The sequence below is a fragment of the Clavibacter quasicaliforniensis genome, from assembly GCF_051201715.1.
Taxonomy (GTDB): domain Bacteria; phylum Actinomycetota; class Actinomycetes; order Actinomycetales; family Microbacteriaceae; genus Clavibacter; species Clavibacter seminis.
Map to the genome: position 1 here is coordinate 97,974 of NZ_CP139624.1, position 25,588 is coordinate 123,561.

Below are 25,588 nucleotides of genomic sequence, written 5' to 3' on the forward strand. Positions count from 1 at the left end.
GGCCGACCCGCATCCCGCTGATCCGATGACCGCTCCCGTCCGCACCGCGCCCCCGTCGGCCGACGCGCCTCCCGCGTCCGCCGCGGCGGCGGCGATCCCGGATCCCGCCCTGTCGCTGGCCGCGGTCGCCCGCGCCGACGGGGCCGGCCGGATCCCGGTGCGGGCGGTCGCGGTCGTCGCCCTCCTCGCGCTGGTGGTGGCGGTGCTCGCGGTGATCGACGTCACCCAGGGCACCGCCGCCGTCGGCCCGCGCGAGGTGTGGGAGGCGCTCACCGGGCGGGCGACGCCGGGCGACGCGTCCGTCGTGGTCGCGTCGCGGCTGCCGCGCATGGTCGCGGGGATCCTCGTGGGCCTCGCCCTCGGCGCGGCCGGCGCCGCCCTGCAGACGGTGAGCCGCAACGTGCTCGCCTCGCCCGACACGCTCGCCGTGAACGCGGGCGCGTACGCGGCGCTCGCGGTCGCGGCGGTCACCGGGCTCACGCTGCCGGTGCTCGCGGGCGCGGGCGTCGCCTTCGTGGGCGGTCTCGTCGCGGCGGCGATCGTGCTCGCGGTCTCGGGCCTCGGATCCGGCACCGTGCGCCTCGTGCTCGCGGGCAGCGCGCTCGCGCTCGGCCTCGGATCCGTCACCAGCGCGCTCCTCCTCCTCTTCCCGCAGCAGACCAGCGGCCTCTACCGCTGGGGCCAGGGCGGCATCGGCCAGAACGGCTTCGACGCGGTCGCGCAGATGGCGCCCGTCGTGGTCGTCGCGCTCGGGATCCTGCTCCTCATCACCCGCCGGCTCGACGCGCTCGGACTCGGCGACGACGCCGCCCGCAGCCTCGGCGTCCACGTGCGGGCGACCCGCGTGATCGCCGTGCTCGCCTCGGTCCTGCTCGCGGCGGCTGCCGTGACGGTCGCCGGGCCCATCGGATTCGTCGGCCTGTACGCGCCCGCGTTCGTGCGGCCGCTGCGCCGGCTCGTGCCGGGCGTCCGCCGCTCGTGGGTCTTCATCCCGGTCGCCGGGCTCATGGGCGCGGCGGTCGTGCTGCTCGCCGACGTGCTGCTGCGCGCGGTCGTCGGCGCCGAGGCGTCGGTCGCGGTGCCGACCGGGCTCGTCACCTCCCTCATCGGCGCGATCGTGCTCGTGGTGCTGGCCGTGCGCACCCGCGACAGCGCGACGCCCGCGCCCACCGAGCGCCACGGCGTGATCACCCGCCGTCGCGCCGCGCTCGTGGTCGGCGCGCTGGTCGCGGTGCTCGTCGGCCTGCTCCTCGCGTCCGTGCTCCTCGGCGACGCGAAGCTGCTCCTCGGCGACCTCGTCAACGGGATCCGCGGCACCGCCGGCCCCGTCGTCAGCTACGTGCTCGACACCCGCGTGCCCCGCGTGCTCGCCGCCGTGCTCGCGGGTGCGGCGCTCGCCCTCGCGGGCGTGCTCGTGCAGGCCGTGACCCGCAACCCGCTCGCGGATCCCGCGATCCTCGGCGTCTCGGGCGGCGCGGGCCTCGGCGCCGTGCTGTTCGTGACCACCGCGCCGCTCGCCTCCGGGTGGGGCATCGCGGGCGCGGCCGGGCTGGGCGCGCTCGCCGCGGCGGCCGTCGTCTTCGGGCTCGCGGCGCGCGGCGGCTTCCCGCAGAACCGGCTGGTGCTCATCGGCGTCGGCGTCTCGGCCGGCACGGCGGCGGCCATCAGCATGATCATCGTGCTCACCGACCCGTTCAACGGCGCGAAGGCGCTCACCTGGCTGTCGGGATCGACCTACGGCCGCGGCTTCGACGACGCCCTGCCGGTGCTCGCCGCCCTCGTGCTGGCCGTGGCGGTCGCGGCGCCGCGGCACCGGACGCTGGATCTCGTCGCCCTCGACGACGACACCCCGCGCCTCCTCGGCGTCTCGCTCGGACGCTCGCGACTGCTGGCCCTCTCGATCGCGGTGGTGCTCACGGCGACGGCGGTCGCGGCCGTAGGCGTGATCGGCTTCGTCGGCCTGGTCGCGCCGCACGCGGCCCGCGCGCTCGTCGGATCCCGCCACGCGCGCGTCGTCCCCGTCGCGATCCTGCTGGGCGCCGCCCTCGTGACCCTCGCCGACCTGCTCGGCCGCACCGTGATCGCCCCGGGCCAGCTCGGCGCCGGCCTCGTGACCGCGCTCGTCGGCACGCCGTACTTCGTGTGGCTGCTGTGGCGCGGGCGGGCGGCGCGCGGGCGGTAGGGGCACGTGCCGCGGGGGTGGGGCTGACCCCACCCCGATCCGGGAGCGAGCAGGATGGGCGACGTGCCCGGCGCTCGCGAGGCTGGGAACATGAACACCACACCATCCGCCACCGAGGCCGAATCGACGCCCGTGCCACCCGAAGAGCTCTTCCCGGAAGCAGCCGACGCGTCCGACGCGTCCGACGCGTCCGACGCCGGCGGCCCTCCGTCCGATGCCGCGGGCGGGAGCGAGGACGTGGGTCCGGACGACGCCCCCGCCCCCCGCGAGCGCCGCCGCTCCTTCTACTCCTCCGCCTGGCGGCGCTTCCCCCGCGACATCGGATACCTGCTCCTGACCGCGGCGCTCTGCGCCACGGTCTACCTCGCGCTCCCCAACATCGTCTTCGGCCTGATCAGCCAGCTCCTCTGGTCGGCGACCGGCCTGTTCGCGGCTCTCGCGCTCTCCCTCGTGCTCTTCGGATCGCTGTTCGCGGCGCGCGGGCTCGGCGCCCTCGAGCGGATCCGCATCGGGTGGGCCGAGCCCCGGCCGATCCGCCCGGTCGACTGGACGCCGCGGTGGACGCAGAACCGGGCCATGCGCTTCCTGTCCGCGGTCGCCAACCCGCACTACTGGCTGCACCTGCTGCACGCGGTCGTCGTCTACCCGCTCGTGGCCCTCGTCACGCTCGGCGCGGGCGCCGTCCTGCTCGCCGGGTTCCTCGGGCCCATCGCGGGCGTCTTCGCCCTGATGGCGCTCGACTGGCGCATCGACCCCTACCTCACGGAGCGCGGCTTCGACACGGGGCGCACCGAGGCCCTCGCGGTCGCGATCGGCGTGGTGGCCATGATCCTGTCGGTCGTGCTGCTCCCGCTCTGGGCGCGCGGCGCCGTGCTCGCCCACTACTGGGTCGACCACGCCCTGCTCGGCGGCTTCAAGTCCGACGCCCTCGAGCGCCGCGTCCAGGGGCTCGAGCAGTCCCGCGCCGGAGCCGTGACGGCCGAGGGCCAGACGCTCCGCCAGATCGAGCGCGACCTGCACGACGGACCGCAGCAGCGCCTGGTGCGGCTCCGCATGGACCTCGCAGCCGCCGAGCGCGCGCTGGACACGGATCCGGAGCGGGCCAGGACGCTCATCGCCGAGGCCTCCGAGCACGCGCACGACACCCTCGAGGAGCTGCGCGCGCTGTCCCGCGGATTCGCCCCGCCGATCCTCCTCGACCGCGGGCTCGTCGCCGCGCTGGAGGCCCTCGCGTCCCGGGCGACCGTCCCCGTCGCGCTCGACGTCCACCTGCCCGAGACCCTGGTGCTCCCGACCGAGGTCGAGCGCAACGTCTACTTCACCGTCAGCGAGCTCCTCACCAACGTCGCGAAGCACTCCGAGGCGACCCGTGCGGACGTCACGCTGGTGCTGATGCGCGACTTCGACGGCGCGCGGATCCTCGTCGCCCGCGTGACCGACGACGGCCGGGGCGGCGCGTCCGTGCAGGAGGGCCACGGCCTCGAGGGGCTCGTCGGACGGATCGGCGCGCTCGACGGGGACGTGAGCATCTCCAGCCCGCAGGGCGGGCCGACCCGGATCACCGCGCGCGTGCCCCTGCTCACGCTCAACGGCGTCCCGACCGACGGATCCGGCACCGGCACGGGCACCGGCGCCGAGGCGGGCGGCCCGTTCGCCTCCTCGCCCGACCCCGCCGCGTGAGCATCCCGCTCGCTACGCTCGGGACCATGGACGACGGCCGGGATGCAGCGCGCATCCGGGCCGTCGTGGTCGACGACGCCGTGCTCCTCCGCGAGGGGCTCGCGCGCGTGCTCGTCGAGGCCGGCATCGACGTCGTCGCCCAGCACGCGGACGCCGCCAGCTTCCTCGCGGCGCTCGCCGCCGACGCCCCCGACGTCGTCGTGATGGACGTTCGCATGCCGCCGACGTTCTCCGACGAGGGGATCCGCGCCACGGTCGAGGCGAGGCGGCGCGTGCCGGGGATCGGCGTGCTGCTGCTCTCCCAGTACGTCGAGGCCGCCTACGCCGAGGAGGTCTTCCGGAGCGGGACGGCCGGGATCGGCTACCTGCTCAAGGACCGGGTGACCCGGCTCGAGGAGATCGACGACGCCGTGCGCCGCATCGCGTCCGGCGGCACCGTGCTCGACCCGGAGGTGGTGACGCAGCTCATGGCCCGACGACGCGACCCGCTCAGCGCGCTCACGCCGCGCGAGCGCGAGGTGCTCGGTCTCATGGCCGAGGGCCGCACCAACGCGGCGATCGCGCGGGCGCTGGTCATCGGCACGGGCGCGATCGAGAAGCACGTGACGAGCATCTTCTCGAAGCTCGGCCTGGAGGACACGGGCGAGGACCACCGGCGGGTCCTCGCGGTGCTCGCCTACCTGGGGTGACGCCCGGGCGATCCTGGCCGCCGCGGAGCGTGACCTCGCCCGGCGACCGCTGGGGAACGGCCGGCGCACGCTGTGATTGCTCTCAGCGAGCACCCGAGCCCGCGGCCCCGGGCCACGATGGGCAGCGACCGGCTCGGGCGCGTCGGGCCGCGCCGCGCGCGCCGCCCCGATCCGGGGATCACGCGAAGGAGACCACCGCATGACATGGCAGATCAACGGGTTGCCGCTCCACCCCCTCATCGTCCACTTCGTGGTCGTCGCGTTCCCCACGGCGGCCCTCCTCATCCTCGTGTCGGCGATCTGGCCGGCCTTCGCGCGACGGCTCGGGATCATCACCCCGCTCGTGGCCCTCGCCTCCCTGATCGCGGTGCCGCTCGCGACCTCGTCCGGCGAGGACCTCGAGGGGAAGGTCGGCGTGAGCGCCGTCCTGGAGGCGCACACCGAGCTCGGCGACACGCTCCTGCCCTGGGCGGTGGCGGTCTTCGTCGTCGCGGTGGCGCAGTGGCTGTGGATCCGCCGCGTCGCCGCCCACGGATCCGGCCGCGCCGGGCGCCACATCCCCCGCTCCCGCCGCGTCGCGATCACGGCCGTGCTGGCCGTCGCCGTGGCCGTGTCCTCGGTCGGCGCCATCATCACGACGGTGCGGATCGGCGAGTCGGGCGCCCGCGCGGTCTGGTCGGACTCCGGCGCCGGCAGCGACGGCGGCGACACCGGCGGTAGCGGCGACACCGGCGGGGACGGCGACGACGGGTGAGCCCCGACGCGACCCCGCTCCCCACCCACCCCGACGAGCCCCACGTCGGCGGCATCGCCGGCCGCCTGAACTGGCTGCGCGCCGGCGTGCTCGGCGCGAACGACGGCATCGTCTCCGTCGCGGCGATCGTCGTCGGCGTGGCCGGCGCGACGTCATCGACCGGCGCGATCGCCACCGCGGGCATCGCGGGCCTCGTTGGCGGCGCGATCTCCATGGCGCTCGGCGAGTACGTCTCCGTCAGCAGCCAGAGCGACAGCCAGCGCGCGCTCATCGCGAAGGAGCGCGCCGAGCTGGCTGCGGATCCCGAGGCCGAGCTCGCAGAGCTCACGGCGCTGTGGCGCGCGCAGGGCCTCTCCGACGAGACCGCGGCGCGCGTGGCGGAGGAGCTCACTGCCCGCGATCCCCTCGCCGCCCACCTCTCCGCCGAGCTGCACATCGACGAAGATGAGGTCGCGAGTCCCTGGCAGGCCGCCCTGTCCTCCGCGCTCGCGTTCCTCGCCGGCGCGATTCTCCCGTTGCTCGCGATCCTCCTGCCGCCCGCCGGGATCCGCGTGCCCGTCACCTTCGCGGTCGTGCTGATCGCGCTGGCCCTCACGGGCGCGCTCGGCGCCCGGCTCGGTGGTGGACCGGTCGGCCGCGCCACCGTCCGTGTGGTCGTCGGCGGCGCCGTCGCCCTCGCCGCCACCTTCGCCATCGGGAGCCTGCTCGGCACCGGTGGCATCGCCTAACCTCTTCCCCGCATCGCAGAACGGACGGACTCTCATGCCCCTCATCCGCATCGACCTCGTCGAGGGCCGACCCGACGCGCAGATCACCGCGATCGGCGACGTCCTCATGCGCACCCTCGTGGACGTCTACGGCCTGCCGGAGCGCGACCGCTTCCAGATCGTCACCGAGCACGCGCCGGGTCGGCTCACCGCCCTCGACGTCGGGCTCGGCATCGACCGCTCGGAGCAGGTCGTGATCATCCAGATCTTCACGCAGGCCGGCCGCAGCACCGAGGAGAAGCAGGAGTTCTTCCGCGTCCTCGCCGCCTCCCTCGCCGAGGTCGGCGTCGCCGGCGCGGACCTCGTCGTCGGCGTTGTGGAGAACACCGCGGCCGACTGGTCCTTCGGCTTCGGCCGCGCCCAGTACGTCACCGGGGAGCTGCAGAAGCCCGGCAGCTGATCCCGCCTGGCTGTCAGCTGATCAGCGGTCGGATTCGGTCGGTCACAAGGAGCGCGCCGTCGACGTCCACCGTGATGGCGTCCATGTCGAAGCGCGCGACGGCCGCGTCGAGGCCGGCACGGCCGCCTGCGAGGATCGCCGTTGCGAGTACGTCCGCCGTGACTATGTCGTCGGCCACGACGGTCACCTGCGCGAAGGCCGCCTCGCCCGGCATCGGCGGCCGGCGCCAGACGTGCTCGCCGCGCTCCGCCGTGCCCGACGTGGCGACGGCGTGGCGCCCTCCCGCGAGGGGCAGCGCGCAGAGCAGCGCGCGGCGGTCCGCCGGGTCGACGACGCCGATCCGCCAGGCGCCGCCGGCGTCGTCCGTCCCGGATCCGAGGACGTCGCCGCCGACCGCGAGCAGCCAGTCGCCGTCGCCGAGCAGATCCGCCGCCTCGGCCATTGCGTGCGCCTTGACCGTGCCGGACAGGTCGACGACGCCGTCGGGGCGGTGAGGCGTGAAGGCGCCGTCGGTGGCCGCGCGCCAGCCCAGCGCGTCGGCGTACGCGTCGCGCATCCGCGGGCTGGACGCGGTGAGGGCAAGCTCGCCGCGGGCGATGCGAGAGGCCTCCGAGTCGGAGCGGTAGAGGCTGAACAGGGCGTCCGCGTCGGCGAACACCGCCTGCACGGCGGCGATCGGCGCGTCGGGCGCCGCGCGGACGCTGACGGTGGTGCCCATCACGTCGAAGGCGCGGACGACGGTTCGCCCGGCCCGGCCGCTCACAGCCCGGCCTGGTCGACCGCGGACTGCAGGGAGGTCAGGTACCCCTCGCTCGTGTAGGTCGCTCCGCTGACGGACTGGACGTCGGCGGACTGCGCGGCCAGCACCTCCTGCCGGAGGATCGGCGCGGCCCGGTTCGAGATCGCGACCGAGCGTCCGTCGTGGTCGGTGAGGTGCAGGGCCTCCACCTCGGTGATGTGCCCGTCGGCGACGGTGATCCGCACCTGGACCTGGCCGTACCGGGTCGTCGCGGCGGCGCCGGTGAAGATGCCGCCGGCCGTGGCCGTCGCGGAGGCGGACGGGGTCGCGCCGGTCGACGGGGTCGCCGACGCGGCGGCGCCCGCGGATCCCGTCGTGTCGCCCGTCGCGGTGCCCGCGGCGGAGGTCCCGGCGGACGTGCCGCCGGCGGCGTCGGATGCGGTCGGCGTCGTGGTGACGCCGGCCGTCCCGATCTGCCAGCCGGCGACCAGCACGGCGGTGGAGGCGAGGACGCTCGCGGCCGCTGCTCGTGCCCTCACCAGTCGAACCTCTCCACGTGGATCCGGTGCTCGGGCAGGCCCGCGGCCCGGGCGTCGCGGGCGACGAGGTCGGCCCACGCGGTCGGCCCGCAGACGTACAGGTCAGACTCGAGCAGGTGCGGCAGCGCCGTGGAGATGGTGACCCCGCGGGCGGCGGACTCCGCCGATATCCACGTGGCGGCGCCCGGCGGGCGCGGGCCGACCATGCCGAGCAGCAGGCCGCCGCCGCGCCGCACGAGCGCGTCGGTCTCCTCCCAGAGGTACGTCTGCGACGCATCCGTCGCGCGCAGGAGCACGGTCGCCTCGCCGGGTCGCAGCCCGCCGTGCTCCAGCAGCGCCCGCGCAGGGGTCACGCCGATGCCGGCCGCGACGATCGCGAGACGGGGAGCGGTGCGGACGACGTCCGTGAAGATCCCGTACGGGCCCTCGAGCGACACCGCCGTCCCGGGCCGGAGGCGCGCGAGCCCCGCGGTCCCGGATCCCAGCGCGCGGACGGTGATGCGCGCCGTCGTGTCGGTGGGCACGGCCGAGAAGGAGATCGGGTGCGCGTGCCACCAGGTGCCGCGGCTCCAGAACCGCCAGATCGCGTACTGCCCGCCGACGACGCCGAGGCGCGCGAGGTCGCGGCCGCGGAGGTGGAGGGAGAAGACCCCGGGGGCGATGACCTCGACGGCGTCGACCCGGAGGCGGTGGCGCAGCGTCGCGACGACGGGGACGAGGATCCGGAACCATGCGACGGCGCCGAAGGCCAGCGCGTAGAGGGCGATCCAGTAGGCGCGCTGCGGGGTGCTCTCGGCGAGCACCTGCCCGGCGGAGAGCTGGTGCGGCACGGCGACGAGCACGGCCGCGTAGCTCAGCAGGTGGATCAGGTGCCACGCCTCGTAGGGGAAGCGGCGCCGCACGGCGACCAGCGAGGTCATCACGACGAGCACGAGCAGCGCGCTGCCGAGGAGCGCGAGCAGCATGTCGCCGCCGGAGTACACCGAGAGCGACTCCTGCCAGAGGGTGACGCCGTCGGCGAGGGCGTAGCCGACGGTTAGCAGGGCGCCGTGGGCGAGGATCAGGTACAGCGCCGGCTTGCCGAGGCGCCGGTGCAGGGCCATCGCGGTGTCGAGGCCGAAGGTGCGGTCGATCCACGGGATCCGCGCGGCGAGCACGATCATCAGCAGGATCAGGTCGGTGCCGACGAGGCCCGCGACGATGCCGGCCGCGGTGACGGCGGAGGCGACGTCGGTGACCTGCGCCGGACCGCCCGCGGAGAGGTACAGCGCGACGGCCGCCGCGACCGACGCCCAGCAGGCGGTGACGAGCAGGTCGGCGGCACGGAGGCGCCGTCGACGCACGCGGCCGCGGTCGACGGGCGGCGGAGCGGGCGCGGCCGCCGCGGGCGGTGCGGGGATCCGGTGGGTGGCGGTCACGGTCGTGTCTCTCGTCGGGTGGTCCGGTGCGCCGCAGACATTTCATCGGCGTGGAATCACGGTCGCGGCTGCGTCTTGGAGCCGCCTATGGATGGACGCCCCTCCGGCCGTGATCCGCTGCGTCCCGCCTTCGAGGATCCACAGGTCCGGGTGCGGCCGTCTCCGCCGCGGAGGATGTGTGGACCCTCAACCACCCGCACGGCAGACCCAGCCGCCGACGCGTCGCGCTGCCGGACCATCGGAGGATGACGACCCCCGACCTCGCCCGCACCCCGCGCTCGACCCCCGCGCACCGGTCGCCCCGCCGCTACGCCGCCTCGACCGTTCCCGCGGCCACCGGCCTGTTCTGGATCCTCAAGGTGCTCACGACCGGGATGGGCGAGACCGCGTCGGACTTCCTCGCGACGTCGTTCGACCCCGTGCTCGTGGTCGGCCTCGCGGGGCTCGCGTTCCTCGCCGCCCTCGCGCTGCAGTTCCGCGTGCGCCGCTTCATCCCGGCCGTGTACTGGCTCGCCGTGCTGATGGTGAGCGTCTTCGGGACGATGGTGGCCGACGTGCTGCACGTCGTCGTCGGGGTGCCGTACGCCCTTTCGACGGCGGCGTTCGCGCTCGCCCTGTCCGCGGTCTTCGTCGTCTGGTGGCGGGTGGAGGGCACCCTGTCGATCCACGCGATCACGACGCCCCGGCGCGCCCTCTTCTACTGGCTGGCCGTCTCGGGCACCTTCGCGCTCGGCACGGCGGCGGGCGATCTCACCGCCTCCACCCTCGGGCTCGGCTACCTGCCGCCCGCCGTCCTCATCGCCGTCCCCGCAGTGGCATTCCGACGCGGGCGGATGGGCGCGGTCGCGGCGTTCTGGGCGGCCTACGTGATCACGCGCCCGCTCGGCGCCTCGATCTGCGACTGGCTCGCCGATCCCGTCGCCGCCCGCGGCCTCGGGCTCGGCACGGGGCCCGTGACGCTGGTCGCGCTGGCGCCGTTCCTCGTCCTGGTGTCGGTCGCCGCGGTCAGGCGTCGCGTGCCGCGCGCCGCCGCTGTCGCCAGTACGTGAGGGCGATGCCGCCCACGCTGATCACCACGATCCCGATGAGCACGATGTCGATGTACTTCCCCACGAAATCGGCGACGCCCGGGATCCGGCCGAGAAATAATCCGAGCAGGATGATCGCCGTCGACCAGACGGCCGCACCGAGCGCGTTGAACCCGACGAAGTGCGCGTAGCGCATCTTCCCGACGCCCGCGGCGACGGGCGCGAACGTGCGGACCACCGGCACGAACCGGGCGATGGTGACGGCCCACCCGCCGAACCGGTCGAAGAACCCCTGCGTGCGGGCCACGCTGGCGCGGCTGAAGAGGCCACTGTCCTTCCGCTCGAAGATCCGCGGCCCGGTGCTGCGACCGATGACGAAGCCCAGCTGGTCGCCGAGGAACGCCGCGGCGGCCACGAGGAGGATCACCACCGGCACGGGCAGCGCGATGACGCCGGTCGCGACGAACACGCCCACGAAGAACAGGAGCGTGTCGCCGGGCAGGAAGAACCCGATGAGCAGGCCCGTCTCCACGAACGCGATGAGGCAGACGAGCGCGACGGCCCAGGGGCCGGCACCGTCGAGCAGAGCCTGGGGGTCGATCATGGGCGGTCCTCACGGGGTCGGGTCGGGGGCAGGTGGATCTCCGCGGCGAGGCCGTGCGGGGACAGGTCGCGGAGGCGCAGGGTGCCGCCGGCGGCGCGGGTGAGGCCGTCGACGATGGCGAGGCCGAGCCCGGCGCCGCCCGAGCCGCTGCGCGCGGCGTCCGGGCGGGTGAACCGCTGGGTGGCCACCTGGTGGAACCCCTCCGGCATGCCCGGGCCGTCGTCGACGACCGAGACGTGCAGGCCGTCGGCGTCCTCGGCGAGCGTCGCGACGATCGCGCCGCCGTCCGGGGTGGCCCGCACGGCGTTGCCGAGGAGGTTGTCGAGGATCCTGCCGAGGTCGGCCGAGGCGATCCCGTAGCGCGCCGGGGTCGCGCCGGAGACCCGGTCGGCGGTCGGCGGGACCTGGAACTCGATGGCGAGGTCGCGCGACCGGGCGACCATGCGCGCCCGGTCGACGGCGTCGGCGAGCTCCTCCCGCAGGGCGTCGGCGTCGGCGCTGCCCACCGACGCCCCCGCGTCGATCCGCGAGAGGAGCAGCAGGCCGTCGGTGAGCTCCTGGAGCCGGTCGACGGAGCGGCGGGCGTCCACGATGTCGGCGTGCAGCGCATCCGGGTCGCCGCGCACCCGGTCGCTCAGCTCGAGCCGCGTGCGGAGCGCCGCCAGCGGGGTGCGGAGCTCGTGGCTGGCGTCCGCTACAAGCTGACGCTCGCGCTCGGCGGACTCGCGCAGGTCGGCGATGAGCGCGTTGAGGGTGGAGGCGAGGCCGGACAGCTCGTCGTCCGCGGGGCTCACGGGCAGCAGCTCCGACGATCGCCCGCGCCGCAGCCGGTCGGCCGTGGCGCGCATCCGCCCCACCGGTCGCAGCGCCAGGCCCACGAGCACCCAGGACGTCGCGGCGAAGCCGACCACGAGCACGACCATCGCGACCAGGAGCGTCGCGCTGATGCCGTGGACGACCTGCTCCTCCGTGGCCCGGCTCTCCTCGATCGCCGTCGTCGACGCCCCGCGGCGGACGAGCTCCAGGGTGGAAGCGTCGAGGACGTGATCGAGCTGCGTGCGCACCACGACCGCGACGACGCCGAAGAACGCCACCGCGATGGCGAGGCTCCCGAGGGTGATCCGGACGCGGACCCCGAGCCGCCGCCACCTCACGTAGTCGGCCCCAGCCGGTACCCGACGCCGCGTCGCGTGACGATCTCGGCCGTCGCCCCGCTGGCGAGAAGCTTGCGGCGCACGTAGCTCACGTACTGCTCGGCGATGTTGTGCGCGACGAAGTCCGTCGAGCCCCACACCTCGCGGAGGATCTCGTCCCGCGACACGAACCGTCCGGCGCTCGTCGCGAGCACCCGCAGCACCCCGAACTCCTTCGGGCTGAGGGCGAGCGCCGTCGTGCCGACCGTCGCCGTGCGCGCCGGGACGTCGACCCGCAGGTCGCCCACCAGGATCGGCGCACGCTGGGCGGCGCGCTCGCGGCGCACCATCGCCCGCAGCCGGGCCGACAGCTCCTCGAAGTGGAACGGCTTCGCGAGGTAGTCGTCGGCCCCGGCGTCGAGGCCGAAGACGCGGTCCTCGAGGGCGTCGCGGGCGGTGAGCATGATCACGGGGAGCGCGAGCCCCGCGGCGCGGAGGTGCCGGCAGAGCTCGAAGCCGCTCATGCCGGGCAGCATGACGTCGAGGATCGCGGCGGAGTGCTCGCGCTCGCGGGACGCGGTCAGCGCGTCGAGGCCGTTCGTGAAGAGGTCCACGTCGTAGCCGTCGCCCGTGAGGCCGCGCACGAGGAGCGCGCCCATCTCGACGTCGTCCTCGACGACCATCACCGACTCGCGCATGCGACCTCCTCCGCCATGGTGGCACCCGCGCCTGCGGCGGCGGCCATCCGGGGGTGTCGATGTGCGGGATCTCAGCGTCGTGGGGTGGATCCGGAGGCGTCGACCAGCGCCCGGCCACCGCGATGCCGCGCGGTGCACGCCGAACGCTCCCGTACGGTCGAGGCATGATCCGATCCGCGGGTGACCCCGCCGCCCGCATCCGCACGACCCGCCGGGTCCTCGTCGTGGCCTTCGCCCTCCTCGCGGTGGGCCAGGCTGTGGTCGGCGTCCTGGCCGTCACCGTGACGGACGGCTCCGACGACATCCGGATGATGGGCATGGTGATGCTCGTCGGAGCGGCCGTGTCCGCCACCATGTCGATCCTGTTCGCGGTCGCCCTGCGGCGCTCGCGGTAGCCGCGCTGATCCGCTCAGCCCAGCTCGCGCCCCATCTGGATCCGCCGCCCGAGCCGGTCGAGGCCGAGCCGCGCCTCCGTCCGCACGAGGCCCCGGTGGAACGGCGTCGCGGGCGGCTCCTCGGCGAACCCGGTACGGGCGTAGGCGGGCGCGTTCCACGGCACGTCCGCGAAGGTGCGCAGCGTGATGCGCCGGTGGCCGCGCCGCCGGGCCTCTTCCGCCGCCGCCTCGACGAGGGCGCGCCCGTGGCCGCGGCGGCCGTGCTCGGGAGGCACCGAGACCTGCTCGAGGTGCGCGAGGCCGTCGATCTCCATGACGTGCGCGAAGCCGACGAGCGTGGCCCCGGATCCGTCGGCCGCGTCCTCCGCGACCAGCAGGAACCCGGGCTCCGCGGCGCGCGCCGCCCCGGTCGACGCCGGCGGCCAGTCCTCGGGTCGCAGCAGGTCGACGAGCAGGCGGTCGGCGTCGTCCTCGATCCGCTGCAGCGCGTCGAGGTCATGGGCGGCGGCGAGCCGGATCCGGGTGGGCACCGCAGCATCGTACGAGGGGCGCGTGCGGGGCTCACCCCCGCACGCGCCCCGTCGCGTCTCCGCTGGTGGCGCTAGTCGGCGTCCACCACGATGACCGTGACCACCGGCGTGCGGCGGTGGCGGCGCTGGAGCCAGCGCTGCAGGCCGTCGCTCATGGCGCGCTCGGCGGCGACGCCGTCGAGGTGGCGCTTGGCGGCCGCGTTCTTCAGGGCGGTGCTGATGGCGGCCTCGGCCTCGGGGATCCAGCCGTCGTGCTCGACGAAGCCGCGCGTGATGAGCTCGGCCGGGTGGATGAGCTTCTGCTCCTTCTCGTCGAAGATGCCGAGCACGGTGATCTGCCCCTCGGCGGCGAGCGTGCGGCGCTCCTCGAGGGCCTCCTCGGTCGCGACGCCGATGGTCATGCCGTCGACGAAGACGTAGGGCGCGGGAACCCGGCCAGAGATGGTGGCGCGGCCGTTGACGAGGTCGACGCTCACGCCGTCCTCGATGACGAGCGCGTTCTTCACGCCCGTGCTCTCGGCGAGCGCGGCGTTGGCGACGAGGTGGCGCCACTCGCCGTGCACGGGCAGCACGTTGCGGGGCTTCACGAGGTTGTAGCAGTACACGAGCTCGCCGGCGCTGGCGTGGCCGGAGACGTGCACCTTCGCGTTGCCCTTGTGCACGACGTCCGCGCCCCAGCGGATCAGGCCGTTGATCACGCCGTAGATGGCATTCTCGTTGCCGGGGATGAGCGAGCTGGCCAGGAGGATCGTGTCGCCCTCGCCCACCTCGATGATGTGCTCGCGGCGCGCCATGCGGCTGAGCGCCGCCATCGGCTCGCCCTGCGATCCCGTGCAGATGAGCGTGACCTTGTCGTCCGGCAGCTTGTTCAGCGCCTTGAGGTCGATCACGAGGCCCTTGGGGATGCGCAGGTAGCCGAGGTCGGAGGCGATCTTCATGTTCCGCACCATCGAGCGGCCCACGAACGAGACCTTGCGGCCGTACTGCTCGGCGGAGTCGAGCACCTGCTGGATCCGGTGGACGTGGCTCGCGAAGCTGGACACGACGATGCGCTTGGGCGCCGTGCGGAACACCTTCTCGATGGCGGGCGTGAGGTCCTTCTCGGCGGTCGTGAAGCCGGGGACCTCCGCGTTGGTCGAGTCGGTGAGGAAGAGGTCCACGCCCTCCTCGCCGAGGCGCGCGAACGCGCCGAGGTCGGTGAGGCGGCGGTCCATCGGGAACTGGTCCATCTTGAAGTCGCCCGTGTGCAGGACCATGCCGGCGCCGGTGCGGATCGCGACGGCGAGGCCGTCGGGGATGGAGTGGTTCACGGCGACGAACTCGAGGTCGAACTTGCCCGCGGTGATGCGGTCGCCCTCCTTCACCTGGCGGGTGACGGGCTTGATCTTGTGCTCCTCGAGCTTCGCGCTGATGAACGCGAGCGTGAGGCGGGATCCGATGACGGGGATGTCGGGCCGCTCCTGCAGGAGGTAGGGGACGCCGCCGATGTGGTCCTCGTGGCCGTGCGTGAGGACGATGCCCGTGATCTTGTCGAGGCGCCCGCGCAGGGTGCTGAAGTCGGGGAGGATCACGTTGATGCCGGGCTGGCTCTCCTCGGGGAAGAGCACGCCGCAGTCGACGATGAGCAGCTCGCCCTCGTACTCGAACAGCGTCATGTTGCGGCCGACGTCGCCGAGGCCGCCGAGGGGCGTGACCCGCAGGCCGCCGCGGGGCAGGCGCCCGGGCTTGGCGATGTCGAGGGCGTGGGCGTGGGAGGTGGGAGGCATGGTGCCTTTCTGGTCAGGTCGTGCGGGTGATGCCGAGGTGCGCGGGTCGTGCTCGCGCGGTTCGTGCGTGGAGACGGTGCCTCCGGTGATGTCTGGGGCCGTCCGCGAGGACGGGTGGTGCGGCGCCGGGTCGCGGGCGACGGGGGCGATGCGCGTCGTGCGGGTGCCGTATCGCGCCCGGTCGGATCAGGGACCAGCCGGTGTGGGCTGAGGTCCGTGTCGCGGTGGTGAGCGGCGGCGCGCGATGCGCGGTCAGGGTCGAGTCTCCCATGCCCGGGGCGGGGAGTCCGCCGGGGCGCTCCGCGAGCCCGCTCCGGGCCGCCTCCGGGAGCCGAGGTGACGCCAACCCTCCCTTCACGTTAGGGTTGGTCGCAGGAGCCTCGCTCCGATCCCCTTCCCCCTCCGGCTGCCCGACCGGCCGCCCATCACCCGCGCGACGACGCGCCCTCGAACCTCATCGGAGCGGGCGCGATGCCCGCCACAGAACGGAGCCCTCCATGGCCTCAGGAACAGCCATCCCCACCGTCCCCGCGCCGCCCGTGCGGCATCCCAGCCCCACCGTCCTCCAGGCGTTGCGGAGTCCGCGCCTCCTCAGCCGCGAGGTGCTCGCCGGCCTCGTCGTCGCGCTCGCGCTCATCCCCGAGGCGATCTCGTTCTCGATCATCGCGGGCGTGGATCCGCGCGTGGGCCTCTTCTCGTCGTTCGTGATGGCCGTCTCGATCGCGTTCCTCGGCGGCCGGCCCGCCATGATCACCGCGGCCACGGGCGCCATCGCGCTCGTCGTCGCGCCGGTCGTCCGCGACCACGGCCTCGACTACCTCATCGCCACCGTCATCCTCGGCGGGATCCTGCAGATCGTGCTCGGCCTCCTCGGCGTCGCGAAGCTCATGCGCTTCATCCCGCGCAGCGTGATGGTCGGCTTCGTCAACGCGCTCGCGATCCTCATCTTCTCCGCGCAGATCCCGAACCTCGTGGGCGTGCCGTGGCTCGTCTACCCGCTGGTGGCCGGGGGCATCGCGATCATCGTGCTGATGCCGCGGATCACGAAGGTCATCCCGGCGCCGCTCGTCGCCATCGTCGTGATCACCGTCGCCGTGGTCGTCACCGCGCTCGCCGTGCCGACGGTCGGCGACCAGGGCGCGCTGCCCGACAGCCTGCCGACCCTCTTCATCCCGGACGTGCCGCTCACGTTCGACACGCTGCGCATCATCGCGCCGTACGCGCTCGCCCTGGCCCTCGTCGGGATCCTCGAGTCGCTGATGACCGCCAAGCTCGTCGACGACATCACCGACACCCCGTCGCGGAAGACCCGCGAGACCCTCGGCCAGGGCGGCGCCAACATCCTCTCGGGCCTCTTCGGCGGCATGGGCGGCTGCGCGATGATCGGCCAGACGATGATCAACGTGAAGGCCTCCGGCGCCCGCACCCGCATCTCCACGTTCCTCGCTGGCGTCTTCCTGCTGATCCTCGTGGTCGGCCTCGGCGACGTCGTCGCGATCATCCCGATGGCCGCGCTCGTGGCCGTGATGATCATGGTCTCGGTCGGCACGTTCGACTGGCACAGCATCCGGCCGTCGACGCTGCGCCGCATGCCCGTCGGCGAGACGCTCGTGATGGTGCTGACGGTGATCGTCGTGGTCCTCACCGACAACCTCGCGATCGGCGTCATCGTCGGCGTGATCGCCGCGATGATCGTCTTCGCCCGCCGCGTCGCCCACTTCGCCACGGTCGAGCGCACGGAGCGCACCGACGAGGACGGCGCCCCCGTCGCGCACTACGCCGTGATCGGCGAGCTGTTCTTCGCCTCCAGCAACGACCTGACCACCCAGTTCGACTACGCGGGCGACCCCGAGCGCGTGGTCATCGACATGACCGGATCCCACGTCTGGGACGCCTCGACCGTCGCCGCCCTCGACGCCATCACGTACAAGTACGAGCGCCATGGCAAGCGAGCCGTCATCAGCGGGATGAACGCCTCATCCGCCGCGATGCACGGCCGCCTCGCGGGGGAGCTCGGCGCGGGGCACTGACCCCGGCTGGCCCCGATACACCCGGCCGGGCCCGGTCCGGCCGGACGTTGGACGACCGACCAACGACCGCCCCGGACGCGTGCGCCCGCGCATCCGCTGCCGCAGTCTCTTCCTCGTCGGCAACACCGTTTCGACAACACGACAGATCAATCCGAACCCCTATGGAAGAGGACGAAATCATGAGCAAGCTGAAGTCGAAGACCACGAAGACCATCGCCGCGGCCACCCTGAGCGGCGCCCTGATCGCCGGGCTCAGCGGATTCGCCGCGGCCCCCGCCCAGGCCGCAGAGCCGGCGCCCGCCGCATCGAGCGAGGTGAACAGCCCCATCACGGGCAGCGTCAACCTCGATCCCGTCGCCATCATCGCCGCGGTCAGCGCCGCGGTGAACGACCAGGGCGACCGCAACGGCGCCGTGCTCGCCGCGCTCGACGTGGGGTACTACAACGCGGGCAACCCCGACCGCCTCACGGTCGCGGTCGTCAACAAGAACCAGCCGATCGACGTCACCGGCGCGATCGTCGATGCGCAGCCCATCGACATCAAGGGCGGCAGCTACGTCATCTACTGGTTCGACGGGCCCGGTCGCGTCACCAACAACGGCGACGGCGGCTTCCTGAACTGGGGCGTGCTCGGCAACCAGGTGAAGACGGACAACGTCATCAGCATCAACGGCGGCTGATCCCCTCGAGAGCGCTGCACCGCGACCGCCCCGTCATCCTCCTGGGATGGCGGGGCGGTCGTCCGTCGTGCCCGTGATGGCCCGGGGCTGCGCCGCCGCGCCGCGGGGTCGCCGCACGCGCCGCGACCGGATCACCCCGCGCACGAACGCGACCGACACCAGCGCCGTGCGGTTCGGCGCGTTCCAGCTGCGCATCAGCCGGCCGAGGTGCCAGGCGACGGCCTGCCTGCTGTACGAGGTGGCGCGCGCGATCTCGTCGTTCGACATGCCGTACGCGGTGAGCGCGAGCATCCGCTCCTCCACGTCGTCGAGGTCGGGGGCGCGGGCCACGAGGTCGAGCTCGGGCTCCTGCTGGGGCTCCGCCGCCGGATCCGCGACGGCGGACCCGGGCACGGTCACGACGACGGGCACGGCGGCCGGCACCGCGGGCCGGGCGGCGTCCTCCGCGCGGTGCTGCGCCCACGCCTCCACCCAGCAGGTGCCGAGCTCGTGCGCCACGTGCGACGCCCGTGCCATCGCGACGATGAGCATCCCGTTCCGCTCGGCGACGGCCGCCTGCATCACCAGCGCGAAGACACGCAGCGCGGGCAGGGCACCGCGGAGCGCGACGGAGAGGTCCACGTCCGGCTCGGCGGCGCTGCGCCGGGCGACGCCCCGCAGGTCCTCGAGGCAGGAGGCGGGGAGCGGGCGGCCGTGCTCGACGGACGAGAGCGCGGATCCGAGCACCAGCGGCACGATCTCCTCGTATCGCAGCCGCAGCCAGTCACGGCCGGCGGGCCGGACCTCGTCGAGCGGGCACTGCAGCAGCAGCGCGTGGAACTCGTCGACGCGGGCGTCGAGCCGGAGCCCCAGCGGCTGTCCCGGGCGCATCGCCCTCGTCTGCTCGGCACCCCGGACGTCGCTCATCGGATCCCCCCCAGGAATGCGCGCGAGGTGACGACGATGCGTCCTCCCCCGATCACGAACGTCCCACAGTCCGGGCCCCGGCTCAAGGGCACGGACGTGAACGGGGCGGTGGGGGTTCCCCGTTAACGCACTCGGGTCAGCGCCCGCGGTCGGGTCAGCAGCTCGATCATCGCGGCGAAGGAGAGGTCGCCCTCCGCCTGGTCGAGCTCGGCGCGCGTGCGCGCGCCCACGCGGTTGCGGAGGATCCCCGTCGCCGGGTCCACGTACGGATCGACGAAGCCGTCCATCGCGCGTGGCTCAGTCGATGCCGTATCGGGCGCGGACGCGCTCGCGCAGCGCCGCCGCGTCGATGCGCCCCGCGACGTACTCGCCGGCGTCCTCCGACGTGGCGGGGGTGAGGCGCAGCCCCTCCATCTCGCCGCTGTGCGCGGCGTCCTCGACGCGGCGGCGGCGCTCCTCGCGCCCGGCGCCATCCCGATCCTCCGGCATCCGAACTCCGATCCTCGATGTCCGATCGTACCGGCGTGACCCCGGCGGAACCGGGGCCGCTCGATATCGTGGGCCCATCCGCGTGACCCGCGCGGCGTCCCAGGAGGAGCCCCATGAGCAGCTACGCCGTCACCGATCCGACCACCGGCGAGACCGTCGCCGAGCATCCCGAGATCACCGACCAGGAGCTGCAGGAGGCCATCGCCGCCGCCGAGGGCGCGTACCGCGGCTGGTCGCGCCGCACCTCGATCGCCGAGCGCGCCGCCCTCGTCGCGCGCGTCGCCGAGCTGCACGTGGAGCGGCGCGACGAGCTCGCCCGGATCATCGTGCGCGAGATGGGCAAGCCGCTCGACCAGGCGCTCGGCGAGGTCGACTTCGCCGCCGACATCCTCGGCTACTACGCGCGCAACGCGGAGGAGTTCCTCGCCGACGAGGCCATCGAGCTCGCCGACGGCACCGGATCCGCGTTCGTGCGCCGCTCGGGCCTCGGCGTGCTGCTGGGGATCATGCCGTGGAACTTCCCCTACTACCAGGTGGCCCGGTTCGTCGGACCGGCGATCGTGACCGGCAACGCGATCCTGCTCAAGCACGCGCCGCAGTGCCCGGAGTCGGCCGAGGCGATCCAGCGCATGTACCGCGACGCGGCCGCGGAGCTCGGCGCCGACGCGGGCGTGTACGTGAGCGTGCTCGCGTCGAATGCGCAGATCGAGCGGGTCATCGCCGACCCGCGCGTGCAGGGCGTCTCCGTCACGGGATCCGAGCGGGCGGGCGCCGCCGTCGCGGAGATCGCCGGCCGGCACCTCAAGAAGGTCGTGCTGGAGCTCGGCGGATCCGATCCCTTCATCCTGCTGTCGACCGACGACCTCGACGCGGCCGTCACCGACGCCGTCAACGCCCGCCTCGACAACAACGGCCAGTCCTGCAACGGCGCCAAGCGCTTCCTCGTGATCGACCACCTCTACGACGACTTCGCCGCCCGCTTCACGGCCGAGCTCACGGCGGCCCAGCCCGCGGATCCGATGGCCGACGGCACCCTGCTCGGCCCGCTCTCCTCGCGCGCCGCGACCGAGCGCCTCACGGAGCAGCTGTCCCGCGCGGTGGACCAGGGCGCGACCGTCCTCGCGAGCGGCGAGCCCGTCGGCAACCTCTTCCCGCCTGCCGTGCTCGCCGACGTGACCCCTGAGATGGACGCCTACCGCGAGGAGTTCTTCGGCCCGGTCGCCGCGCTCTACCGCGTGCGCTCCGAGGAGGAGGCGGTCGCGCTCGCCAACGACACCCCCTTCGGCCTCGGTTCGTACGTCTACACGACGGATCCGGAGCAGGCCCTGCGGGTCGCCGACGGCATCGACGCGGGCATGGTCTGGGTCAACCTCGTGCTGGGCGACGCGGCCGAGCTGCCCTTCGGCGGCGTGAAGCGCTCGGGCTCGGGCCGCGAGCTCGGCCGCCACGCGGTCGACGAGTTCGCGAACCGGAAGCTGATCCGCATCGCGTGAGGCGCGGGTGGGCGTCGGCGCACGGGTCGCGACGGGGCGCGCAGCCGTCGCTGAGGCGCGGCCGGCGAATACCCTGCACCCATGCCGGATCCTCACGACGCCGCCCGCCGCCCGCGATCCCGCGCCTGGCGGCTCGGCTGGCTCAGCCTCATCGGGCCGGCGGGGGTCGCCGCGTCGATCTCGGGCGCCTTCCTGGTCCCCCGAGCGCAGCTCCTGACCGGGGCGGTGCTGTTCGCCGCCGTGTCGATCGCCACGTTCGTGGTCGGGATCGTGGGCGTCCGGCGGGGGATCGGCGAGGCGCGCCAGCATCCGGCGGAGCGGCCGCGCCTCATCGGGAGCGGCATCGCGGTGTCCTCCGTCGGGCTGCTCGCGTCCGGTGCCGTGATGCTCGTTGTCAGTGGGATCCTCTGAGAGCTCTCGCAGTACCGCCCGTACTAGCTAGCTAGCCGCCGTGCCCGGCGCGCTCAGGCGTCGTGCGTCGCCGACGGGCCCCGCCGCGCCGATACGGCCGCGTCGAGCCCGGCCGCGATGACGTCCACCGGATCCGGGAGCGCGCAGATCACGCTGGCGAGCTCGCGGCTGCGCGCGCGATAGGACGGCGTGGTCAGGACGTCGCGCACCGCGCTCCGGATGGCGCTCGGGCGCGGCTTCCCCGTGCGCAGGTCCCTGCCGCAGCCGGCCCAGGCGACGCGTGCCGCGACCTCGGGCTTGTCCTCCGTGGATCCCGCGACCACGAGCGGCAGGCCGTGCGCGAGCACCCGCTGCACGCCGCCGAATCCGCCGTTCGTCACGACCGCGTCGCACAGGGGCAGCAGCAGGTCGTAGGGGAGGAACTCCGCCACGCGCGCGTTCGCGGGGAGCGGGCCGCCGAACGCGCGCTCGACCTCCTCGACCGGCCGACCGCCCGTGGCCGCGACCACGAGCACGTCCTCGTCGGCGAGGGCGCGCAGGGTCGGCGCGATGAGGCGGCCGGGGTCGACGTTGTCGATGGTGCCCTGCGTGACGTGGACGACGGGGCGATCGTCGACGAGGTCGGACCACCAGTCCGGCAGTGCGGTGTCGGGCGCGCTGCCCGTCGCATCCCGCAGCGGCCCGACGAAGCGCACCGTGTCGGGCAGCTCGCGGCGCGGGTACTCGAGGTCGGCGACGCTCAGCTGGAAGAGCTCGTCGAAGCAGAGGTAGGCGTAGTCGAAGGTGTCTGCCCGCGACGGCGGGGCGCCGAGCTCCGCCAGCACGGCGTCCACCGCGCGCCGGAGCGGGCGCGTGAGGCCCGGGCGGACCGCGGCGTTGAGCGCCCGATCGCGCAGGTGACCGAGCGGGCCGCGGCCAGGCGGGAGGGCCGCGCCGAACGGCGCCGCGTCGACGCTCGTGAGCGTCACGGGGGTGGTCGCCAGCCCCAGGACGGGGAGGCGCTCGGCCCGCGGCAGGGCCAGGTAGGGAGAGAGCCCGGTGAAGGCCGACTCGCTGAGCACCGCGTCGAAGCGGCCCCCATCAAGGAGGGCGCGGAGCGCGCGGTGCTGCCCGGGGATGACCCGGACGAACATCGCCAGCATGCCCTCCCGGATCGCCGCGACGCCCCGCGCGGCCGAGGCCTCCGCGAGCCGGCCCTCGAGCTGCGCGTCGTCGAAGTCGACGTCGGCCGGCAGCGGGGCGAAGGTCAGCCCGGCGTCGGTGACCAGCTCGCGGTACTTCGCGCCCGTCAGCAGGGTGACCTCGGCCCCGCGGGCGACGAGGCCCCGGCCGACGGCGACGAGCGGCGCCAGATGGCCGTAGATGGGCGGGGCGCAGAGCAGGTAGGAGGGCATGTCGGGGCTTCCGTTCGAAGGCGGCGCGCGCCGGTCGGACACGTCGCCGAGGCGTGGCGGGGGAGGGGGAGGTGGAGGTGGGCGGGACCGCGGCTCAGGTGCAGGCGGCGAGGACGGGCTCGGGCTCGACCGGATCCGCGAGGAGGAGCCGATGCAGCCCGACCGTGCCCGACACGAGGGACGTGCTGACGACGAGGGCGGCCACGCACCCGGCACCGAGGGCAGCAGCTGCGCAGACGAGGGGCAGCCCGCGGTGCAGGGGATGACGCATGCTCGGACTCCTCGATCGGGTGCGCGGGGAGACCGCGGCCAGGTGGTGCACCGTAGCGAGCGGTCCCTGGAGGTCAGCGGATCTGTCCACACGAAGGGCACCGCGGCGTGACCGGGAGGCGGCGCCGGCGGCTGCGCGTGTCGCCGTGTGACGCGCCCGCTCGCGGCCGCTGCCCCGCGGGCGTCACCATGGCCGCCATGGTGGAGGTCACGACGGCGCCGATCGAGCAGATCCGCGGCCAGCGCACGAGCATCAAGTGGACGCGGTTCCCCGCGGACGTGCTGCCCCTGTTCGTGGCCGAGATGGACTACGCGATCGCCGAGCCCGTGGTCGAGGAGCTGGTGCGCCGCGTGCGCGCGTCCGACGTCGGCTACCTCGACGGGCCCGGCCCGCTCGCGCCCGCCTTCGCGCGGTTCGCCCGCGACCGCTGGGGCTGGGTCGTCGACGAGTCGCGCGTGCGCATCGCCACCGACGTGAGCGTCGGCATCGTCGAGACCCTGCGGCTCGCCGTGCCGCGCGGCGGACGCGTGGTCGTCACGCCGCCCGTGTACCCGCCGTTCTTCGAGCTGGTCGAGGAGGCGGGCGCGCGCGTCGAGGAGGTGCCGCTCCTGGTGTCCGACGGCCGCGCGTCGCTCGACCTCGCGGGGCTCGAGCGCGCGTTCGCGTCCGGGGTCGACGCGTTCCTCCTCTGCAACCCGCACAACCCCATGGGGCTCGTGCACGATGCCTCGACCCTCGCGGCCGTCGCGCGGCTCGCCGCCCGCCACGACGTGCTCGTCATCAGCGACGAGGTGCACGCGCCGCTCACCCTGCCGGGCGCGACCTTCACGCCGTTCGCGCCGCTGGCCGAGTCGCTCGGCGCGAGTTCCGTGTGCGTCACCTCGGCGAGCAAGGGCTGGAACCTCGCGGGCGCCAAGTGCTCGCTCGTCGTCGCGGGGGATCCGCGCACCCACGCCCTCCTCGACGGCCTCGTCGAGGAGGTCGCCTGTCGCACGAGCATCCTCGGGCTGCACGCCAACGTCGTCGCGTTCTCCTGTACCGACTGGCTCGACGATGCCATCGCCCGAATCGTCGCGAACGACCAGCTCCTCGCCTCCCTCCTCGCCGAGCACCTTCCCGGCGTCGTCCACCACCGCCCCTCAGCCGGCTACCTCGCCTGGCTCGACCTCCGCCCGCTCGGCCTCGGCGCGGATCCCGCCGCGGTGCTGCTCGAGCGGGCTCGAGTCGCCCTCAACGCCGGCCATTGCTACGGCACCGGGGGCGCCGGCCACGCCCGCCTCAACCTCGCCTGCGATCCCGACGTGCTGCGGGAGGCCGTGCGGCGGATCGCGGCCGCCGTCGGATCCGACGCATCCGCCCGGACCCCCACCCACGCCGTCATCCACCGAGGAGCACCCGCATGACCGACCGCATCCTGACCACGCACGCCGGCAGCCTCCCGCGCACGCCGGAGCTGACCCGCCTGCTCGTCGCCCGCGACCAGCGGCGCGCGTTCGACCAGGACGAGCTGGCGGAGGTCACCGCGTCGTCGGTCGCCGACACCGTGCGCCGCCAGCTCGAGACCGGCCTCGACATCGTCAACGACGGCGAGGTGCCGCGCGTCGGCTTCTCGACCTACGTGCTCGAGCGCATCGACGGGTTCGGCGGCGCCGGGCACCGGAAGCCCACGCTCGACTCGATCAAGTTCCCCGAGTACGCCGCGTTCCAGGCGAAGCAGATCGAGGAGGGCGCTGACGTGGCGCGGGTCTGGGATCCGCCGGTCGCCCAGGGCCTGCTCGAGTACGATCCCGCGCTCGTCGGGATCACGGAGGACCTCGACGGCTTCGACCGCGAGCTCGCGGCGCAGGCGGACCGCGGCCTTCGCCCCGCCGGCACGTTCTTCTCCGCGGCGACCCCGGGGATCGTGTCGACGACGCTGCTGCTCGACGCCGCGAACCCGCACTACGGCGACGACCGCGCGTACGTCTTCGCGCTCGCCGACCAGCTGAAGCTCGAGTACGACGCGATCGTCGCGCGCGGCCACACCCTGCAGCTCGACGCGCCCGACCTCGCGATGGAGCGGGTGATCCAGTTCGGCGACGCCACGCTCGAGGAGTTCCTCGCGGCGGTCGACCTGCACGTGGACGCGCTCAACCACGCGATCCGCGACATCCCGCGCGAGCGGGTGCGCCTGCACGTGTGCTGGGGCAACTGGCAGGGCCCGCACCAGGACGACGTGCCCGTCGACGTGCTGCTCCCGCATCTGTACCGGGCGAACGTGGGCGCGTTCAGCATCCCGCTCGGCAACCCCGCGCACCAGCACGAGGCGCCGTCGTTCCGCGCGCACCCGCTGCCGGAGGGCGCCGTGCTCATCCCGGGCGTGGTGGACGTGACCACCAACTACCTGGAGCACCCGCAGGTGATCGCCAACCGGATCCTCGAGGTCGTCGACGCCGTGGGCGACCCGACCCGCGTGATCGCCGGCACCGACTGCGGCCTCTCGACCTTCGCGAGCTACGAGTTCGTCGCCACCGACGTGGCGTGGGCGAAGCTCGGCGCGCTCGTCGAGGGCGCGGCCATCGCCTCGCGTCGGGCGTTCGGCGCGTGAGCGTG

At 74.2% G+C, this 25,588-nt stretch carries 27 protein-coding genes; 14 read left to right on the forward strand and 13 right to left on the reverse strand.

The genetic code is table 11. The annotated features are described in order from the left end of the window. The first annotated feature begins 25 nt into the window (after positions 1 to 25). From NL142_RS00475 to NL142_RS00500, 6 genes are all read left to right on the forward strand, one after another. A complete protein-coding gene (locus NL142_RS00475) occupies positions 26 to 2,182 on the forward strand; it encodes an iron ABC transporter permease (protein ID WP_435080510.1) in 2,157 nt (718 codons plus the stop codon). Positions 2,183 to 2,272: 90 nt separating this feature from the next. Beyond that, positions 2,273 to 3,862 carry a sensor histidine kinase gene (locus NL142_RS00480; RefSeq protein ID WP_435080511.1) on the forward strand — a complete coding sequence of 530 codons (1,590 nt, stop codon included), beginning with the start codon at positions 2,273 to 2,275 and terminating at the stop codon, positions 3,860 to 3,862. A 26-nt stretch (positions 3,863 to 3,888) separates the two neighbouring features. Next, a complete protein-coding gene (locus NL142_RS00485; protein ID WP_435080512.1) occupies positions 3,889 to 4,551 on the forward strand; it encodes a response regulator transcription factor in 663 nt (220 codons plus the stop codon). Positions 4,552 to 4,750: 199 nt separating this feature from the next. Further along, positions 4,751 to 5,305 (forward strand): DUF2231 domain-containing protein, encoded by a 555-nt coding sequence (locus NL142_RS00490; protein ID WP_435080513.1) that lies wholly within the window; start codon positions 4,751 to 4,753, stop codon positions 5,303 to 5,305. Further along, positions 5,302 to 6,033, forward strand: a complete 732-nt coding sequence (locus tag NL142_RS00495) for a VIT1/CCC1 transporter family protein (protein ID WP_435080514.1) — start codon at positions 5,302 to 5,304, stop codon at positions 6,031 to 6,033. Before NL142_RS00490 ends, NL142_RS00495 begins: the two co-directional genes overlap by 4 nt. Before the next feature lie 34 nt (positions 6,034 to 6,067). Further along, positions 6,068 to 6,472, forward strand: coding sequence for a tautomerase family protein (locus NL142_RS00500; protein ID WP_435080515.1), 405 nt, complete (start codon positions 6,068 to 6,070; stop codon positions 6,470 to 6,472). A 13-nt stretch (positions 6,473 to 6,485) separates the two neighbouring features. On the opposite strand, the gene NL142_RS00505 is transcribed toward NL142_RS00500, so the two are convergent. Genes NL142_RS00505 through NL142_RS00515 form a run of 3 tightly spaced genes read right to left on the reverse strand, consistent with a single transcriptional unit; the run spans position 6,486 to position 9,168 of the window. Next, positions 6,486 to 7,235 carry an FAD:protein FMN transferase gene (locus tag NL142_RS00505; RefSeq protein ID WP_435080516.1) on the reverse strand — a complete coding sequence of 250 codons (750 nt, stop codon included), beginning with the start codon at positions 7,233 to 7,235 and terminating at the stop codon, positions 6,486 to 6,488. Beyond that, positions 7,232 to 7,750, reverse strand: coding sequence for an FMN-binding protein (locus tag NL142_RS00510; protein WP_435080517.1), 519 nt, complete (start codon positions 7,748 to 7,750; stop codon positions 7,232 to 7,234). Before NL142_RS00510 ends, NL142_RS00505 begins: the two co-directional genes overlap by 4 nt. Then, positions 7,747 to 9,168 (reverse strand): ferredoxin reductase family protein, encoded by a 1,422-nt coding sequence (locus NL142_RS00515; RefSeq protein WP_435080518.1) that lies wholly within the window; start codon positions 9,166 to 9,168, stop codon positions 7,747 to 7,749. Before NL142_RS00515 ends, NL142_RS00510 begins: the two co-directional genes overlap by 4 nt. 245 nt (positions 9,169 to 9,413) lie before the next feature. Between NL142_RS00515 and NL142_RS00520 the strand changes: the two genes are divergently transcribed. After that, complete coding sequence (locus NL142_RS00520) at positions 9,414 to 10,217, forward strand: COG4705 family protein (protein ID WP_435080519.1); 804 nt, start codon at positions 9,414 to 9,416, stop codon at positions 10,215 to 10,217. Here NL142_RS00520 and NL142_RS00525 read toward each other — a convergent pair. Genes NL142_RS00525 through NL142_RS00535 form a run of 3 tightly spaced genes read right to left on the reverse strand, consistent with a single transcriptional unit; the run spans position 10,174 to position 12,631 of the window. Beyond that, the gene (locus NL142_RS00525; protein ID WP_435080520.1) at positions 10,174 to 10,800 is read right to left on the reverse strand and encodes a DedA family protein; all 627 of its coding nucleotides are present in this window, start codon (positions 10,798 to 10,800) and stop codon (positions 10,174 to 10,176) included. The genes NL142_RS00520 and NL142_RS00525 overlap by 44 nt on opposite strands. Beyond that, a complete protein-coding gene (locus tag NL142_RS00530; protein WP_435080521.1) occupies positions 10,797 to 11,954 on the reverse strand; it encodes a sensor histidine kinase in 1,158 nt (385 codons plus the stop codon). The genes NL142_RS00525 and NL142_RS00530 overlap by 4 nt, the downstream gene beginning before the upstream one ends. Then, positions 11,951 to 12,631, reverse strand: coding sequence for a response regulator transcription factor (locus tag NL142_RS00535; protein WP_435080522.1), 681 nt, complete (start codon positions 12,629 to 12,631; stop codon positions 11,951 to 11,953). The genes NL142_RS00530 and NL142_RS00535 overlap by 4 nt, the downstream gene beginning before the upstream one ends. Positions 12,632 to 12,795: 164 nt before the next feature. Here NL142_RS00535 and NL142_RS00540 point away from each other — a divergent pair, with 164 nt between their 5' ends. Next, entirely contained in the window at positions 12,796 to 13,026 is a 231-nt protein-coding gene (locus NL142_RS00540) for a hypothetical protein (protein ID WP_435080523.1), read from the forward strand. A 14-nt stretch (positions 13,027 to 13,040) separates the two neighbouring features. Here the strand turns inward: NL142_RS00540 and NL142_RS00545 are convergent, their stop codons facing one another. Next, positions 13,041 to 13,556, reverse strand: coding sequence for a GNAT family N-acetyltransferase (locus NL142_RS00545; RefSeq protein ID WP_435080524.1), 516 nt, complete (start codon positions 13,554 to 13,556; stop codon positions 13,041 to 13,043). Positions 13,557 to 13,627: 71 nt separating this feature from the next. Next, entirely contained in the window at positions 13,628 to 15,322 is a 1,695-nt protein-coding gene (locus tag NL142_RS00550; protein ID WP_011931392.1) for a ribonuclease J, read from the reverse strand. 497 nt (positions 15,323 to 15,819) lie between these two features. Between NL142_RS00550 and NL142_RS00555 the strand changes: the two genes are divergently transcribed. Together NL142_RS00555 and NL142_RS00560 are read left to right on the forward strand one after the other, a co-directional pair. Beyond that, the gene (locus NL142_RS00555; protein WP_435080525.1) at positions 15,820 to 17,352 is read left to right on the forward strand and encodes a SulP family inorganic anion transporter; all 1,533 of its coding nucleotides are present in this window, start codon (positions 15,820 to 15,822) and stop codon (positions 17,350 to 17,352) included. 179 nt (positions 17,353 to 17,531) lie between these two features. Further along, positions 17,532 to 18,032, forward strand: a complete 501-nt coding sequence (locus NL142_RS00560) for a hypothetical protein (RefSeq protein ID WP_043582879.1) — start codon at positions 17,532 to 17,534, stop codon at positions 18,030 to 18,032. A 33-nt stretch (positions 18,033 to 18,065) separates the two neighbouring features. Here the strand turns inward: NL142_RS00560 and NL142_RS00565 are convergent, their stop codons facing one another. The 3 genes from NL142_RS00565 to NL142_RS00575 all read right to left on the reverse strand — a co-directional run bounded on the left by NL142_RS00565 (position 18,066) and on the right by NL142_RS00575 (position 19,427). Next, entirely contained in the window at positions 18,066 to 18,938 is an 873-nt protein-coding gene (locus tag NL142_RS00565; protein ID WP_194683834.1) for a helix-turn-helix transcriptional regulator, read from the reverse strand. A gap of 122 nt (positions 18,939 to 19,060) precedes the next feature. Continuing rightward, complete coding sequence (locus NL142_RS00570; protein WP_435080526.1) at positions 19,061 to 19,225, reverse strand: hypothetical protein; 165 nt, start codon at positions 19,223 to 19,225, stop codon at positions 19,061 to 19,063. Positions 19,226 to 19,235: 10 nt separating this feature from the next. Further along, positions 19,236 to 19,427: an antitoxin VbhA family protein gene (locus NL142_RS00575; protein ID WP_435080527.1), complete on the reverse strand. Its 192-nt coding sequence runs from the start codon at positions 19,425 to 19,427 to the stop codon at positions 19,236 to 19,238. A 113-nt stretch (positions 19,428 to 19,540) separates the two neighbouring features. Here NL142_RS00575 and NL142_RS00580 point away from each other — a divergent pair, with 113 nt between their 5' ends. Both NL142_RS00580 and NL142_RS00585 read left to right on the forward strand, forming a co-directional pair. Next, complete coding sequence (locus NL142_RS00580) at positions 19,541 to 20,920, forward strand: NAD-dependent succinate-semialdehyde dehydrogenase (RefSeq protein ID WP_435080528.1); 1,380 nt, start codon at positions 19,541 to 19,543, stop codon at positions 20,918 to 20,920. An 81-nt stretch (positions 20,921 to 21,001) separates the two neighbouring features. Continuing rightward, positions 21,002 to 21,331 (forward strand): hypothetical protein, encoded by a 330-nt coding sequence (locus NL142_RS00585; protein ID WP_435080529.1) that lies wholly within the window; start codon positions 21,002 to 21,004, stop codon positions 21,329 to 21,331. 53 nt (positions 21,332 to 21,384) lie between these two features. Here the strand turns inward: NL142_RS00585 and NL142_RS00590 are convergent, their stop codons facing one another. Together NL142_RS00590 and NL142_RS00595 are read right to left on the reverse strand one after the other, a co-directional pair. Then, a complete protein-coding gene (locus tag NL142_RS00590) occupies positions 21,385 to 22,725 on the reverse strand; it encodes a glycosyltransferase (RefSeq protein ID WP_435080530.1) in 1,341 nt (446 codons plus the stop codon). 94 nt (positions 22,726 to 22,819) lie between these two features. Beyond that, positions 22,820 to 22,996, reverse strand: coding sequence for a hypothetical protein (locus tag NL142_RS00595; protein ID WP_435080531.1), 177 nt, complete (start codon positions 22,994 to 22,996; stop codon positions 22,820 to 22,822). Positions 22,997 to 23,193: 197 nt separating this feature from the next. Here NL142_RS00595 and NL142_RS00600 point away from each other — a divergent pair, with 197 nt between their 5' ends. Both NL142_RS00600 and NL142_RS00605 read left to right on the forward strand, forming a co-directional pair. Further along, positions 23,194 to 24,399: a MalY/PatB family protein gene (locus tag NL142_RS00600; RefSeq protein WP_435080532.1), complete on the forward strand. Its 1,206-nt coding sequence runs from the start codon at positions 23,194 to 23,196 to the stop codon at positions 24,397 to 24,399. Beyond that, complete coding sequence (locus NL142_RS00605) at positions 24,396 to 25,583, forward strand: cobalamin-independent methionine synthase II family protein (RefSeq protein WP_435080533.1); 1,188 nt, start codon at positions 24,396 to 24,398, stop codon at positions 25,581 to 25,583. The genes NL142_RS00600 and NL142_RS00605 overlap by 4 nt, the downstream gene beginning before the upstream one ends. Positions 25,584 to 25,588 lie beyond the last annotated feature (5 nt).